8 protein-coding genes are annotated in these 15,611 nt (G+C 44.4%); 1 reads left to right on the top strand and 7 read right to left on the bottom strand.

The window, feature by feature from the left end; translation table 11 throughout:
- Positions 1-218: 218 nt before the first annotated feature.
- From HWV58_RS08845 to HWV58_RS08835, 3 genes are all read right to left on the bottom strand, one after another.
- On the bottom strand, positions 219-1,472 hold the full coding sequence (locus HWV58_RS08845; protein WP_175633753.1) for a DUF2264 domain-containing protein: 1,254 nt from the start codon (positions 1,470-1,472) through the stop codon (positions 219-221).
- Positions 1,473-1,480: 8 nt separating this feature from the next.
- Complete coding sequence (locus HWV58_RS08840) at positions 1,481-2,677, bottom strand: glycoside hydrolase family 88 protein (protein ID WP_175633752.1); 1,197 nt, start codon at positions 2,675-2,677, stop codon at positions 1,481-1,483.
- A 617-nt stretch (positions 2,678-3,294) separates the two neighbouring features.
- Complete coding sequence (locus tag HWV58_RS08835) at positions 3,295-3,609, bottom strand: hypothetical protein (RefSeq protein ID WP_175633751.1); 315 nt, start codon at positions 3,607-3,609, stop codon at positions 3,295-3,297.
- Between the two features lie 371 nt (positions 3,610-3,980).
- On the opposite strand from HWV58_RS08835, the gene HWV58_RS08830 reads away from it, so the two are divergent.
- A complete protein-coding gene (locus HWV58_RS08830) occupies positions 3,981-8,039 on the top strand; it encodes a hybrid sensor histidine kinase/response regulator transcription factor (protein ID WP_175633750.1) in 4,059 nt (1,352 codons plus the stop codon).
- Between the two features lie 241 nt (positions 8,040-8,280).
- On the opposite strand, the gene HWV58_RS08825 is transcribed toward HWV58_RS08830, so the two are convergent.
- The 4 genes from HWV58_RS08825 to HWV58_RS08810 form a co-directional block, all read right to left on the bottom strand.
- On the bottom strand, positions 8,281-10,527 hold the full coding sequence (locus HWV58_RS08825; protein WP_175633749.1) for an NHL repeat-containing protein: 2,247 nt from the start codon (positions 10,525-10,527) through the stop codon (positions 8,281-8,283).
- Positions 10,528-10,631: 104 nt separating this feature from the next.
- Positions 10,632-12,377, bottom strand: coding sequence for a LamG-like jellyroll fold domain-containing protein (locus tag HWV58_RS08820; protein WP_175633748.1), 1,746 nt, complete (start codon positions 12,375-12,377; stop codon positions 10,632-10,634).
- A 30-nt stretch (positions 12,378-12,407) separates the two neighbouring features.
- Positions 12,408-13,859: a M60 family metallopeptidase gene (locus HWV58_RS08815; protein ID WP_175633747.1), complete on the bottom strand. Its 1,452-nt coding sequence runs from the start codon at positions 13,857-13,859 to the stop codon at positions 12,408-12,410.
- 8 nt (positions 13,860-13,867) lie between these two features.
- Entirely contained in the window at positions 13,868-15,595 is a 1,728-nt protein-coding gene (locus tag HWV58_RS08810; RefSeq protein ID WP_175633746.1) for an alkaline phosphatase family protein, read from the bottom strand.
- Between the last annotated feature and the right edge of the window lie 16 nt (positions 15,596-15,611).

Raw genomic sequence — 15,611 nt, 5'->3', positions numbered from 1 at the left:
GGAGAACCTGAGTTAAGATATGATTTTTGGGATATTGTTTATACTTGACGATTGCTTGCATTGGCTAAAAGGAGACGCTGAAACACCCGTCCGACCGACCGGGTGTTTTAGGCTGGCGTCGATTTGAAGGGCAACAATTGAGAGCCTGAACTAAACAAAAAAAGGTTAGTTCTTCCCATAAAAGGATGAACTAACCTCATTGCAATTGCTAGTATACTTTAATAATCTACATGATAATCTTTCGGGAAGGGTTTTGCAGCCCAGGCCTTTTTTGCGGTCCAGTCGGCAGCGGGTGCAGCCCAAAACTCATCGCTGGCGGGTAATCCCAGAGGCAGGAATGAGAGTGTAGCCATATACAAACTACCTGTAGAGGTATAATAATCGGCTATCTCGGGGTCGTGACCACAAAAACCAAGCTGTAACCAGCCTTTGGCATCGAAAGTACCGGGCACATCGTATAAATTCTGTTTTACTTTGGTCAGGGCCGAACGTACCTGTGCCGGTGTAATGGTATCTGGCAGTTTATGCATCAACGCCGCCTGACTTAATGCCTGAAAAGCACCTGTGCGGTATGTAATGGACCGGCCAATAGGCGGATAGGTGCCTTCTGGCGAAATCATCCGCTCCTGACCTACCACATAACGTTGCATGCGTTTTAAAGCCAGGTCGTAACGCTCTTGTTTTACCAGTTTCTTGTCCAGCATAATGGACAAAGTATCAACCATCATCGGGTGAATCACGAATGAGTTATAGTAATCGAAAGCCAGGTTAGGTCCGTCGCCATACCAGCCATCTCCTTTGTACCAGCCGGTAAGCGCATCTACGCCTTCATTGAGGCGGGCCTCATCGTGCTGCTCGCCAATGGAAAGTAAAAAGGCTTCGGTAATAGAACCAAACAGCAACCAGTTATTTTTAAAAGGCTTACGGTTGCGCAACGATTTAAAAGCGGCCACAATGGCCTGTTTGGTTTCGGCTTTTAATGGTTCCCACAGGGCTTTAGGTGCCCTTAAAAAGGTTTGGGCCAGATAGGCTGCATCTACAATGGGCTGGTAATCTTTACTGAAATTCAGTTTATCCGGACTGTTGGCTGCAAAGCAATTATCTAAACCCTGAACAGCCTGTAAACGTACTTTTTTCCTTAAGGTACCTTCTGCAGTCTCATCGTCGGGCAGGGCAAGCCAGGGTGCGATACCCGCGTAAGTACGGCCTACTGCCTCCAAGTACGATACTGTTGGTGAGCGCGAATCGAATTTGGGCGCGGTAATTAAAGGCATGTTTTTAACCAGGGTTCCACTGGCCAGATTGGAAACCACCGGACTGGCAATTTTATATAAAAGTTTGTACCAGTATTCGCGGTCGTTTTTTAAGCGTGCAGACATTTCGCTGCTTGTAGCCGAGAGTACCGTTTTCGGATTCACTATTCCGAATACTCCGGTTAAGGATAAAGCTCCTATAAATTTTCTTCTTTCCATATTGTGGGTTATAAATACCAGTTTTTATAGCGCATCAGCGCCTCAAGATAGTAATAATCGGCGTAGCTTAAGGGCACATCGATTTCCGATTTAAGCGGCAGGGCCCCGGTGCTGTGCATCAGCAGGAATCCTCCGTTTTGGCCTGGTTTGGCACTATAAGCTTCGGAAGAAAGCGAAATGATCATTTTCCTTGCTTCGCCCACAAATAATTTTTGCTCGCTTTTGCTGCTGTACTGCCCCAGTTCTAATAAGGCCGAGGCAATAACGGCTGCGGCAGAAGCATCGCGGTAGGTATTCGGGATTCCGGGAGCGTTAAAATCCCAGTAAGGTACCTGATCGGCAGGCATATTGGGGTTATCGATGATAAAACGGGCAATGTTTTTGGCCTGTTCTAAATAGCGTTTGTTTTTGGTGAAACGGTACATCATGGCATAACCATACAGGGCCCAACCCTGACCACGGCTCCAGGCCGATTCGTCGGATGCCCCCTGAGCAGTTCCTTTTTTCAATACTTTACCGGTGGTCATATCGTAATCTACCACGTGGTACGAACTGTAATCGGAGCGGAAATGGTTTTTCAATGAAGTATCGGCATGGTTAATGGCGATTTCCTTGTATTTCGGGTCGCCACCATGATCGCTTACCCAGGCCAATAGCTCGAGGTTCATAAGGTTATCGATAATTACAGGGCCTTTCCACAGTTTGTTGCTGTTCCACGATTGGATCACCTTTGCGCCCGGGCGGTAACGCGTAACCAGCGAAGCGGCTGCTGTATCGATAGTGGGTTTGTACTCGGGCTTGCCGGTAATGCGGTATGCGTTGCCAAAACTGCAGAACATCATAAAACCTAAATCGTGGTTTCCGGTGTAATGCTTTTCTTTTTCGAGTATGGCGAGGCGTTTTTCGGCTTCTTTGAGGGTTGCCTGGTCGTTGGTGTATTCGTAAATGTAAAGGAGTGAGCCGGGATAAAATCCACTGCACCACCATTGCGTATCGCTGGTTTCGAGCCGGTTACTTTTGGCATAAAAAGTTTTCGGCATGCGGTTGTCGGGTGTGTTTTTAGCCAGAAGCTGATATTGTTTTTGAGCAAATTTAAACTGCTTATCAATCAGGCTTTTCATCGCTTCCTTCTCATCAGCAGCCTGCTGGGCAGGGGCCATTGCCACCGAAGCCAGTAAACAGATGCTGAACAGTAGTCTCTTCATAGTTTAGGTATTTTTTAATTAGGGTTAAGCCCGGTTGCGGGCTTTTTATATTGGTTTTGGCAAAATTGTGCTTTTGCAGGTTCAAAAAAGACGAAAATCCTAAGGGATCGGGTAGAAAATTCTAAAGGGAAGGGTGCTTTGGTAACGTTTTGGATATACCCTGAGATTGTGATTCTTTTCTCGCTTTGTCATGCTGAGCGTAGCGAAGCATCTCTACTATCGAGAGGTGATCCCCCCTCCCAGATCGTCATTGCGAAGCCGGGCTGTGTGAGCTGAAGCAATCTTATTATTAGCGATCGCATTAAGATTGCTTTCCGGATTAAGCGGGACAGGCTGTCGCTCCTCCTCGCAATGACGTGTATTCCGATAAGGAGTCCTTTTTCCGATCGTCCTTCACGCGTATGCGGGAACCCTAATTCTTTGGCTACTGTTTGCATAACCCTTTTTCGACTCGCCGCCGTCGAAGCGCTCTTATCTTGTTTGCGTTATTTATGGAGAGACCCTGAAACAAGTTCAGGGTGACGATGAAGGTTGTGGAGTAAGGTCGCGTTAATAGATTCCTCGGTTCCGCTGCGCTTCTCTTGGAATGACGGATTTTCTTATACCTAATGCCGAAATTAAAAAATCACTTTAATCACACTATTCCCATTCCCTTCAACAGCTTTCAATTCACCATCAAATACAATCTTCAGGCATTCTTTATTCTGTTTCCAGTTTAAAGGCTCGTTGGTATCGGCCATTAATACGGCTTTAATTTCGAGCATCGCCGTATTTAACGATCTAATAATCAGTTCGCCACTGAGCGATTCTTTTAAATGGATCTGCAGCTCATCGGCCTTGCCCGAATAGAAAATAATGGGCTCGAGCATCCTGATGTCGACAGCGTTTTTTAAAGGGTTTGAAAGGCGGTTATGGGTGTTTTGGGACGGCATATGCTGAGGCTTATTTAGAATGGGAAATGGTCACCGATTAAATGGTAACGTAAAGGGCTTCAATTGTGGGCTTTGCCGGCCTATAAGTGAGCACAACGGTTGGCCCACTTATCCCGGCTATTGATCAACTAACTCTTTTCTTGTTTGGTATGGCTGTGCTGTTTTGCCGGGCTAAGCCACTGGCCAATAAATTACAACCATTTGTATTGATCAAATTTGGTGTATTATCCACGAAAAAAAGACGAAGATTCTAAAAGAAAGGGTAGAAAAATCCGTAATATCGTGGTAAAATCCTTCGATAACACTCAGGAAAGCAATCATCTTCCTATATTTATTGGATAGCTAACTAACTTGAACCTACAAAATTGAATATGAGATGTGATAAGCCTGTTAGGCTGTTGCTTGGCCTGTTAATTTCCCTGACTTTTTTTTCGGCGAAGGGCCAGCTTAAGGTTTCTTTTTCAAGCCTCACGGTCGAAAATGGCCTGTCGCAAAACTCGGTAATTTCTATTGCCCAGGATAGCACAGGGTTTATGTGGTTTGGCACACGCCAGGGGCTTAACCGCTATGATGGCTATCGCTTTAAAATTTACAAAAGCGAAGTTAAAAACCCTGCCAGCATTTCGGGTGTAGAGGTAAATTCGCTGTTAACCGATGCTAAAGGGACCTTGTGGGCCGGCACTTCGAGCGGGTTAAACCTGTACCATGCACCAAGCGATTCGTTTGTGCGGATAAAGGGACTTAGCAGCAACAATGTGGAGTCTATTTATCAGGATCGAGATAAGAACCTGTGGGTAGGTACCTTAAACGGATTAAATTTACTGGTAAACCGGGCAGAAAATAAGTTCAGGATTTTTCGTTTCAGCACCAGGACCAGCGATCCGATCAACAGTATTTATAGCCTCAGCGAAGATAAACACGGTAATTTATGGGTAGGTACCGGCAATGGGGTGGTATTATTAACCCATGATAAGAGAGGTTACCACTACAAGAAGCTGAACTTTCCATCAGCCATGCCTTCTAATTACATTACTGCCATTACAGCCGATGCCAGTGGCAACATGTGGATGGGTACAAGCAATGGCCTCTGCCGCTTTGATGTCGTGCACAATAGCCTCCGGGTTTTTCAGCACGACAATCAAAATCCCAATTCGCTTATTCACAACGATATCAGGGAAATTACACTTCAAAAAGGTCTTTTGTGGGTTGGCACACAGGATGGATTGAGCATTTTTAATCCCAATCTGGTCACTTTTATCAACTACCAGCACGACCCCGAAATTGGGAGTACCATTAGCCATAACTCTATCCACAATATATTTGCCGATAAAAACCACAACATCTGGCTGGGCACTTATTTTGGCGGGGTTAACATGGTTTCGCCGGTGGCTACACGCTTTAAAGTTTACCGCAACAGCAGGTTTTTGCCCAGCATTAGCGGCAATGTGCTGAGCTCCGTACTGGAAGATGCCCGGCACAACCTCTGGATTGCTACCGAGGGTGGCGGACTAAATTATTACGACCGTAAAACCTATACTTTTAAGAGTTATAAAAGCAATTCTACCGATTCATCAAGCATCAGCTCCAACCTGATTAAAATCATGAAGATGGAAGGCCCGAACAGCGATAAAATTATTATCGGTACGCACCGCGGCGGCTTAAATATCTTCGATCCGAAAACAGGCAAAGCACAGCACATTAAAAATGTACGCGATTCGTTAGGGGCAGTAGGTACGGCCGAAATCCTGGCGCTCGAAGTAGACCGGCGCGGTACCATTTGGATTGGCTCACTGAACGGGCTTTCTACCCTTACCAAAAAAGATGGGAAGTACCCCGCACACACTACCAAAAGCATTTTAGACCGTTATCTGCGTAAAAAAAATATTCAGAATATTTATGAAGACAGTCGTGGCGACCTCTGGATTTGTACCAACACCGGCCTGTACCAGTACAATTTTAAAACGGGGGTACTGGCGGTTTTCCATAAAAATGAGGGCAAAAGCAATCGACTTCAATCTGATTACATTAACTGCATTACCGAAAACAGCGCGGGCGAAATGCTGATTGGAACTTACTTTGGCGGTTTAAGTATCTACAACCCTAAAACCAAAACATTTAAAACCTTTCAGGAAAAGAACGGGCTGATTAACAACAATGTACTGGGGATAGTTGAAGATGCCAGCCACAATTTATGGCTTAGCACGGCCAATGGTTTATCGGAACTTAACCCTGCAACGGGCAGGTTCAGGAATTATACCAAAAGCGACGGGCTGGCGGGTAATGAGTTTAATGCACGGTCTTATTTTATCGATAGCCGGGGCGAGATATTTATGGGGGGCATAAACGGTCTCACCTCTTTTTATCCGCGCGAAATTGAGCTGAACAACTATGCTTCGCCGCTGATTTTTACGGGACTGAAATTGTTTAACCAATATGTAAATGATAAGGATGGAAAGCTGGCCGAAGAAATCAATACAGGCCAAACGCTTACTTTTAACCACGACCAGAATAATTTTACCATCGAGTTTGCCCTGCTCAATTTTGTAAAACCCGATAAGAACAAATACACTTATTTTTTAGAGGGTTTTGATCGTGGCTGGAACGACATGGCTACGCCAAGTGCCAGCTACACCAATTTACCTGCCGGCAGTTACCGCTTTATGGTAAAAGGCACCAATAACGATGGCATTCCGGGGGCTAAGGTGGCTACCATCAAAATCAGGGTGCAGCCGGCTTTCTGGGCCAGTTGGTGGGCTTATGGCGTTTATTTGCTGCTGTTTTCAGCAATGCTTTTCCTTATTGTGCGCTACCTGTTTGTACGGGCGCTGTTAAAACGGACGGAGGATGTGCAGCAGGTTAAACTGCGGTTTTTTACGCATGTTTCGCACGAAATCAGAACGCCGCTTACGCTGATATTAGGCCCTTTGGAAAACCTGCTTAAAAGCACCAAAGACCTGCCGGTAATTAACAATCAGATTTTACCTATAAAACGCAATGCCGACCGTTTAATGCAGCTGGTAACCGAACTGATGGATTTCAGGAAAACTGAAACAGGCAACCTGAAACTGCATCCTCAACAGCAGGATGTGGTGTTGTTTTTACGCGAAATTTTTAATGCCTTCGAACAACTGGCCGAAAGCCGCAATATTGCTTATCATTTCGAATACAAAGGCGAACCGATACTGATCTGGTTCGATAAATTGCAAATGGAAAAGGTTTGGTTTAACCTGCTTTCGAATGCCTTTAAATTTACCCGCGATAACGGATCTATTAGCCTAAGCATTAAAGAAAGCAGGCAGGAGGTACAGATTGAAGTGCGCGATAATGGCATCGGGATTCCGGAAAGCAGTACCAGTAAGCTTTTTAGCGATTTTTTCCAGGTAAATAGTCCGGGTTTTGTGCACATTGGTTCAGGTATTGGCCTGGCCCTTTCTAAAAGCATTGTAACCGCCCATAACGGTGAGCTTTTAATGGCCAGTGTTCCCGAAACCGAGGCACAGGCGGGCGATACCTGCTTTACGGTAATTTTGAAAAAAGACGGTAGCTGGGTAGAGCAGCTGGAGCCTTTTGAACCGGCTGCCGACGGACAGGAAAGCAGCGCCTATGTAGTGCCTATGCCGGTGCCCGATGTTGCTGTGGGTAACCTGAGTCCGAAACAGACTTTTAAGGAAACGGTTTTACTGGTGGAAGATAATCCTGAAATCAGACAGTTGCTGCGCAATACTGTTGGCCAGAACTACCAGATTTTAGAAGCCGAAAACGGACAGGTAGGCTGGGAGATGGCCAGTGAGCAGTTGCCGGATCTGGTGATCTGCGATGTAATGATGCCGGTAATGAACGGACTGGATTTATGCCGCAAGCTTAAAACCGACGAGCGTACGGCACATATCCCGGTGATTTTGTTAACCGCCCGGGTTTCGCAATCGCAGCAGGTAGATGGGCTCGAAACCGGAGCCGACAGCTACATTACCAAACCTTTCAGTATCGAACTGATGTTGCTGAATGTGCGCAATTTGCTGCAATCGCGGGCTAACATGCGCCGCAAGTTTGGCGAGCAGGCTAACCTGAACCCGCAGGATGTAACGATTAATACGGTTGATCATAAGTTTATGCTGAAGATTACCAAATGCATTGAAGAGCGCTTAAGCGATCAGCATTTTGGTGTGCAGGAACTGGCCCGCGAAATTGGGATGAGCCAGCCGGTGCTGTATAAGAAAATCAGGGCGATTACCGATTTATCGGTTAACGATTTTGTGAAATCAATCCGCTTAAAAAAGGCCGCAGTTTTATTGGAAGGGAGGGTTTACAATGTTTCCGAAGTAGCGCATTTGGTAGGCTTTAATGATCCGAAGTATTTTAGCCGCGAGTACAAGAAACAGTTTGGTTATACGCCAAAGGTTTATTTGAGTAATCAGAAGGGGAAGGAATAGGATAGCTAACTTTACTTAATCTGTCATTCCCTGCCCGTTTGTCAATGCTGAGCGTAGCAGCTCTCTAAAAGATCTCTTCACATTTTTCACCACCTAAGACACCTAAGTGTATCTTAGCTACACGTATCCCCTCTTTAACGCTTACCTTCGTTTTAACAAAATAGGCTGCTCCCTTGTCGAGAACAGCCTACTTTACTGCAATTTTATCCACGATCCCTTAGCTGATCGTTACGGATCGCTTTTAATTGATCGTACTGGATTTCATTATCCGGATTTTGTTGTTTCCCTGATCGGCGATGAGGAAACTACCAGCATGTGCATTGTATTTTATAGCCCAGGGTAGGTTAAATCTGGCACTGGCAGATGGGCCATCAACATTTCCTGCAGTACCTGTAACTGCATTAACACCTGTTATACTATCATCTGTGCCTGATCCGGCTAATAAACCAAATGTCGAATTTGTAGTTACTTCGCTGGTTACTCTTGCTATAGAATGTGCTTTCTCACTACAAACAAAAATTACTCCAGCAGGACTAATAAATATTCCGGAAGGGTCATTAAAATTGGTGGTTTTTGTTTGTTTTAATACGGTTCTTGCACCTGATGAAACCGTAACCCTGAAGAGATAACTTTCAGTAGATCCAAAGGTATTTCCGAAAGAACCTAAGTAAATTGATGTTTTGTTAGGATTCAGGGCAATTGCGTTTGGTGCATATATCGTTGTTGTACCAAGTGTGCTAACGGCATTGGTACTTAGTACTATTTTACGAATCCTACCGGCCGATGTGCTGGCCGATAAATCTGAGAGGTATAATGCACCACCTGCCTCATCCAAATCAATCCCGCTAGGATTAGTAAATGTAGCCGCTGTTCCAACGGCATCTGCAGTACCCGCTGTCCCGCTACCTGCTATGGTAGTTACAGTAGCTACCATATTGGTTGGATTAATGGTTATTTTTCTTACTTTATTGCCTGAATATTCGGTTACATACAATTCTGTTCCGGCCTGGTTAATTACCATACCTTTTGGTTTGTTAAATGTTGCCGCTGTTCCGGTCCCGTCAACACTACTTGCTGTACCACTTCCGGCTAAAGCGGTAGTATTGCCGTTTCTGCTTACCCGTATAATGCGGTTGTTGTTTTGATCGCAAATGTAAATGTTGCCGCGCTTATCGTTGGCTACATCAGTTGGGGCATTTAAAGTAATCCCGTTATTCAAGGTAAGCGAGCTCACCATCAAAGTTGTAAGTACCGGCTCCGGGTAGGCGGCGGTTTTAACTGTTAATGGTAAACTAACCTGTTTCGCTGCCGAACCGGTGTTTGTTACGGTAACAGATTTGGAAGTGAAGTAAGTATCATTAAGTACTTCAAATTTCATTTCACCAGAGAAACGTACACGAACATTCAATTTTCCATTCTCGTCGGTAACTGCAGTAGTATCTAATTTAAATGCTGTTTCGCCAGTAATTTTTGAGCTTACACTAACGGTTACTCCTGGTAAAATCTGATTATTTGCCTGGTCATAAACTGAAACATCAACAGGGGCTTTAGGTACAAGTTTTTTTGATTGTAATATTACTTTTCTGTTTTGCACATAGGCCATGCGCGTAATGGCAGAATCGGGATAAAAGAATGCCGGATCGGTGGTTTTAATTTTGACTTCACCTTCAAAAGGGACATTCAAAATTAATTTTCCGTTGCTGCCCGTTGTACCAGCTAGTCCAATATCTTTAAAATCACTTTCGCCAGTTAATTTTTGGAGTACTACGATATCAATACCGGGTAGCAAGGCACTATTGTCTTTATCTAATACAGTTACCTCTAAAGGTACAGTTTTAGGTTTAAGCCTTGCTGTTAAATTAACGGTCTCCCCTCTTACATTCTTTAGCGTTGCTTTTACTGTATCGGGGAAATATTTCATGGTATCGCCTACTATTACCCTTACCGCGTTTGGATAGGGCAATGATACCACTAGCTGCCCGTTGGTTCCGGCATGCTCCAGGCCACCTGTAGAGGTGTAAATATCAGCCCCTGGAGCTTTAGTGTCTATTAGAAGTGGAAAATCGGCAACACCAGTATTAGCCTCATCCTTAACCGCTATATTCAAAGGGGACATACCATACTTAGGTGTAGTATGTAAAACCACGCTTGCGGCACTGTTAAAATAAAGCGTCTGCTCGCCTTTGTGATAATAGGTGGTGTCTACTTCAACTTTTATATTATTAGGGTAGGGTAATTTGGTACTTATCTGGCCATTTTTATCCGTCCGGATGGTATCTACCTGCGTATAAATCCCCGATGCCTCTGTTTGGCGACTAATAATAACTTTAACTCCTGCCACTGGCAACTGGTCATCATCATTAATAACTTTAACAGCTAAAGTTTCCTTTTGGGTAGTGGTATCGTTAAAAGCTTCGTTTGCAAATTTTTTGCAGGCAGCCAAGCATAAGGCAATACCCAGGATTATAATAAAGTATTTGTGTTTCATCTGTATAATCTTTTAGTGATGGTGAACCGGTTTACCTAAAGAAAAGGACGGTTCACCACTTAATTTTTGATTTGAAATCTATTTCTAATCGTTGTTCGCTTAGTTTATTTATAAAACTCTACTTCATACAGTTTGAGCCACGATTTTCCGTTTAGTTTCCAGGCATCATCTACATTTACCCCAAACCAGTAAATAATCTGCGAGGCGATATCTGAATTGGATACGGCCATGATGGTATTGCCTGATGGAGCTGTAGCATTACAAACCTTCCTTTCAAACGAATTCCATAAACCACCTTTTCCTGCTATGGTTAGGTCTTTTCCTACAGCTGTTGGTGCCTGGTTAAGCATTTTGTCGCCATCTACCTGCTTGCACGGCCAATAGCCAATTAAATTGGGGTTAGATAGGGTAACATTGTTACTGCAGGTAAAATCACTAATTTCGGTATCGGAAAGTGCTTTGTTGTAAATGGCAATGTCGTTTACAGCAAAAGATCCCGAAGCTACCGCTGCACTTGTGGAAATACTTAAATTGCCCAGAAACAAATCGTTCGCACCGCTGCCGATGGTTCTGCCGGAGATATCAACTGCATCGCCAGCCACACCATCTACATACAATACAGCCATTCTTTTACCAGCATTGGTATAAATCTTTAAAGTAAGCGCATACCATTTGTTTAAATCGAAATTGGCGGGGGCATAGATGAAGAAAAAGCTGGAAGTGTTATAACCCATTGTTACCCTGAATTTCCGGGTGCCATCGGCATTAACCTGTACCATGAAGTTCCAGCCGTTTACGGTACCATACGAAGCATTTGATTTGGAGAGCAGTACAAAATTCTGTCCGTTTGATGAAGAACTGGATTTAACGAAGGCCTTGAACTGGAAGGTTTTATCGCCTGATGCACCTATTTCATAAATGCCTGAATTTGCTGCTGCTAATGTCGCTTTTGCATCGGTAACGGTTTTTGCCGCCGGAAATAAAAAGCCATCGGTTAAAGGCACATTATCAATTTCTACTTTCTTAAAAGCGGGGTTATAATAAATGTTAAACGAGTTGCGCTCGCGTTCGGTTTGGCTGGTAAAGCCTTTGTTATACCCCCCATGGTTAGAAGTAATAACCACCAGCCACTCTTCATTGTTATAGGTTTTACGGGCTTTAACAGCTTCGAGCAGTTTACCTATGTAGGTATCTACCTGTGTTACGGCAGTTTTGTACTCAGGTACATCGGCTGAGTAGCCGTATTTCAATCCAGCCTGGTTTACCTGGTTAAAATTTACCACCACTAAATCGGCTTTGCTAATGCCAATTTTCTTTACGGCGGTATCGGCTGCGGCAGCATCGTTGTTTACGGCAATGGGCTCGTCGGCATACAGCAGCAAACGATCAACCAGGGTTTTCCAGGGTGAAATGGCTACCGAATAACGCATTTTTGGGGTGGCTTGCAGGCGCTCAATAAACGAAGGATACTCTACCAGGGGATCGTGCTCACTGGCGCTTTCCGGAACGATAAAGGTACTGTCTTGTATTTTGTGGATAGTAGCAATACCTGTCATGATGTTTTTCCAGGTACCGGCATCGCTCACAGGAGCATCGCTCCTGCTCTGCCACGAATACTTACTGTTTGGCAGTATGGAACTGATAACAGGGGGCATAATTTTTTTCATGTCTTCGCCGGTTGCACCATCGATACCGATCAGTAAAACCTTTCTTTTCTTTACCGAAACAATTTCCTGTTTTTCGAAAACTGCCGGTGGATCGTAATATTTTTTACAACCAAAAATAACGGCACACAGCAGTAGTATGGCCAGCGTGCTGTATTTTTTTAAACTAAACTGATAATTCTTCATTGTTGGTTTATTTTATGTTTTTTGGATGAACTAACTTGGATCTGACAACCAAACGGCTTCGGTTAACAAAGGGTATTTGGCTGAAATTTTGGTTTTGGAAACGATACTTACCGTAATGCCCCACTTGGTTAAAAAGGGCTCCATGTCGGTTTTGGTAAACTCGGATAAACGTTCGTAAAAGAAATCGATCTTGTCCTGGTTGCTGGATGAGGTAAACCGGGCATGCCGTGCTTCGGTGGTTAAGTAGGTAATAAACTCAAAACCATAGCGCTCCATTAACTGGATAAACATGCCCAATTTGGCATCTTCTGATGCATTGGCGTAAGATTTGGTACCTGTAGGTGTAACAAAAGCCAGCGCTGCACTCATTAAGCGCTTATAGTTGCTGTGTTTGTAGCCATGGTATTTGGTTACTTTGAGCGAGAAAATGTTGTTCGATACTTCTCCATTGCCATCAAAGTTCCAGGTATTGTTCATTTGCATGTTGTGGCCTAGCTCGTGGTAAGTACCCCAGTTTTGGCCAATAACGCCACTCAGGGTTACCGCCTGCTGAAAATAGTTATCGTTGGCCATGGCTACTACAGGGTAGCCGCTATGTTGTGCACCTACTGATGGCTGTATATCGTGTACAATGCGCCATGGTAACATCGGGTTTAAATCGCGGCCATCGGCTGCATTTTCTGATAAGCCATACCATTCCCAGTAGCAGTGCAGAATCTGCTCATCCCAGGTTTGCATTAAAGCGGTTGGGCTGGCAATCGGAAATTTGGCTAAACGCGATATAGGTAAAGTAAAGATGATCCGCTTGCCACGCAGCTCGAAAAAGGGTACGGTTGTTTTGGCAATCATGGCTTTCCATTCTTCGTCGGTGGTTTGGCCCAGTACAAAATCGGGCGATTTAACCGTTCCGGAAAAAGTGAATTCTACCTTGCGGCCCAGTGCCCTTGGCGGGATAATGTAAACCTGACCGCCGTAAAGGTTGCGGATGAGATTTTTGCCTGGTGCCAGGGTATGGCGACTGTAAATAACCGGTGCCCTGAGTTTGGTGGCCAGGCTGGTCAGGTCATCGTCCCAGGCGCCAATCTGGGCGGTCATGCCGTACTCGTTGGCCGGTACATTAACCTCAATAAGCTCGCCGGCGGGTGCATACATGCCCGTACTGAACCAGCCTTGCGGCGGTACTGAAATTCTTAAATTGGCATTGTTGGCGTACACAAAATCGAAATCGAGTGTTACTTTGCTGTTTTTAAGCCGTGGTTCGGTAATGGATACCAAACCTGGGAAAACCCTGGCCAGGTTAAACTGTGAGCGGTCTACCTTGTACCTGGAGGTATCGAGTTCCTGGTTGCCAAAGGTATCTACTACCTCGGTTTTGCTGTAGCCATCTTCGAAAGCGTAGCCGTAATCTTTTTTACAGGCCTGTGTAAGCAGCAAAAGTGCAGCACAAGCAGAAGTTAAAACTTTTATATGTTTACTTTTCATGGCCTCGGTTATTTTAAAATATTGTTGTAAATAGGTGTCCAGACTTTACCATCGAGGTTAAAGCCTGTTGCATTGATGTTTAGCCAACCCAGAATAAACCTTGGTACATCAATACCTCTAGGAACTTTTTGATATAGTTCGGGGGTTGGTTTAATGCAAAATTTACTGTCGTAATCTTCGAAGCTGAGCCACTGGGTACTCTTCTGTAAAACAAAATCGGTTTTCGATTTGCTGCTATCTTTAATCAATGTACCGGCACCATTGAGTGAAGGCCAATAACCAATTAGATTATTGTAGTTTGGATGGCGGGCATCTAAATCTACCTGACAGGCAAAATCTTTAATGATGGCATCGGGAACAGCCACATTAAAAATCCGGATATCGGTTATAAATTGGGTTGCGCTATTGCCGAAACCAGAACGGTAGCCTGCCACTAAAGGTTCGCTGTTGTTCGCATTTCTACCGGTTATTACTATTGGTGAGCCTATCGGATCGCCATCCTGATAGATTTGAACGTACCTTACTGTACCCACGAAATAGACCTTAAACCCAATGTTGTACCAGATGTTAGTTTCCATCGCCCTGGTTGTAGGGGTAGATATTGTTGAGGAAGCGAGGCCTCCCAATCGCCATGTCCCGTTCGATCCGTTGTGGATGATCCACCAGCCGGTAGTAGCGTTGGCTGGGCTCGATGTTTTAAAGAAAATGGGGGCATTCTGTGTGCCGAAGGCCTGCACTTTTAACTTAAATTCTACCGTATATTCGCCAGTGGTGCCAAAATTGTAGATGTTCGATTTGGCAGCGTCGGTGCTGGCCAGGGTATCGCCATTCAGTTTGGCATAAGTTCCATAATAAGGAAGGGAATTTAGGTTATTTGGTTTATTGTAAATGGTCGATTTAAAGTTGGGATTATACAAAATCACAAAGCTGTTTAACAAAGGCTTACTGTATAGGGTTTGATCCATTAAAGCCGGGATTACCGGATAGTTCCCTCCCTTATTTGAGGCAATTACGATGAGCCAGTTTTCCTTGTTAAAGTTGGGGCGGGCTTTAATGGCGGTATTTAACTCGCCAATATAATTATCGATATTGCTGATCGCTGCGGCATATTCGGGCACGCTGGCATCGTAACCATATTGCGCACCGGCTTTATCTACGCCCTGAAACTCGGTTAGTACTACGGAAGCATCATTATTGGCCAGCTCGGTTAAAGTAGCCGTTTTTACCGCCTCATCGGTAGTAAAAGTGCTGTTTACATCGGCATTGCTAATGAGCTTACTGCTTAAGCTTTGCGAAATGCTAAATGCAGCAGTTCTTAACGCGGTGTTATCTTTAACACGTTTAAAAAACATGGGGTAATCAGCCAGTTTGTTGTTTGCAAAATCTTCGCTCAATACTTTATGTTTAGTTTTGTCGTAGCCTGTAAGCATATCGGCCCATGAAGTGGCATTTAAACCATTTTCGTCTGATACGGAATTGATGGTAAAAATGCCATTTTTGATCATGCGCGAGAGGTTAGGCGTAGGCGATTTGAAAATAGATTCGCCACGGGCACCATCAACAATTACGTACAATACTTTTTGCTTTTGGTCTTCGGGAATGCCGCCTCCTGTATGCTCAGAAAAATCTTTTTTATCGGCAAGCTCTTTATTGCAGGAAACAACAGCAACCATGGCAACGATCAAAAGGGCTGCCAGTGGGTAGCTAAACGCCTGCTTTTTTATTCTATTTTTCATTGTATCTGATTTAGTT

This window comes from Pedobacter ghigonis (genome assembly GCF_903166585.1).
Taxonomy (GTDB): Bacteria; Bacteroidota; Bacteroidia; order Sphingobacteriales; family Sphingobacteriaceae; genus Pedobacter; species Pedobacter ghigonis.
Note: the sequence above shows the minus strand (reverse complement) of the source record. Positions and strands in the feature narration are given on the sequence as shown.

What these genes read in the sequence shown, in the direction of transcription:
- HWV58_RS08830 (WP_175633750.1), top strand. Translation starts at nt 3,981, where the DNA reads ATGAGATGTGATAAGCCTGTTAGGCTGTTGCTTGGCCTGTTAATTTCC.
- HWV58_RS08815 (WP_175633747.1), bottom strand. Translation starts at nt 13,859, where the DNA reads ATGAAAAGTAAACATATAAAAGTTTTAACTTCTGCTTGTGCTGCACTT.
- HWV58_RS08820 (WP_175633748.1), bottom strand. Translation starts at nt 12,377, where the DNA reads ATGAAGAATTATCAGTTTAGTTTAAAAAAATACAGCACGCTGGCCATA.
- HWV58_RS08840 (WP_175633752.1), bottom strand. Translation starts at nt 2,677, where the DNA reads ATGAAGAGACTACTGTTCAGCATCTGTTTACTGGCTTCGGTGGCAATG.
- HWV58_RS08835 (WP_175633751.1), bottom strand. Translation starts at nt 3,609, where the DNA reads ATGCCGTCCCAAAACACCCATAACCGCCTTTCAAACCCTTTAAAAAAC.
- HWV58_RS08810 (WP_175633746.1), bottom strand. Translation starts at nt 15,595, where the DNA reads ATGAAAAATAGAATAAAAAAGCAGGCGTTTAGCTACCCACTGGCAGCC.
- HWV58_RS08845 (WP_175633753.1), bottom strand. Translation starts at nt 1,472, where the DNA reads ATGGAAAGAAGAAAATTTATAGGAGCTTTATCCTTAACCGGAGTATTC.
- HWV58_RS08825 (WP_175633749.1), bottom strand. Translation starts at nt 10,527, where the DNA reads ATGAAACACAAATACTTTATTATAATCCTGGGTATTGCCTTATGCTTG.